Source organism: Vibrio scophthalmi LMG 19158 (assembly GCF_000222585.1).
Lineage (GTDB): Bacteria > Pseudomonadota > Gammaproteobacteria > Enterobacterales > Vibrionaceae > Vibrio > Vibrio scophthalmi.
Window position 1 is genome coordinate 1 of record NZ_AFWE01000013.1, and the last position, 368, is coordinate 368.

The window sequence follows — 368 nt, forward strand, 5'->3', positions numbered from 1 at the left end:
TAACATAGGGCCGGAAAAATCCGTTGTTCAATTAGAAAAAGAAATTCGAAGACTGAAAAAACGTCTTGAAATGGCGGAGATGGAGAACGAATTCTTAAAGGAAGCGAAAGTCTACTTCGACAGCCTAAAAGAATAAGATTTGAATACATTCTAAAATATACGAGCATTCAGCGACCTGTGATAAGGCTGTGCCAATGGCTAGGCGTATCGTCTGCTGGTTACTATAAATGGCTTCATCGAAAACCAAGCGTGCGAGAGCAAGGCAATGACAGTTTGCTCGACTTCCTGAAAGAGGAAAGTGATAGGCAACATTGTATCCCCGGCTACCGGAAGCTATGGGAAGCCGCGGTGGCTTATGGTTTTATTTG

General features: G+C 43.2%; 1 pseudogene. It reads left to right on the plus strand.

Features of this window, described 5'->3' with window-relative positions:
• Nucleotides 1-177 precede the first annotated feature (177 nt).
• Nucleotides 178-368: pseudogene (locus RH88_RS23785) on the plus strand (IS3-like element ISSse1 family transposase); the annotation flags it as partial.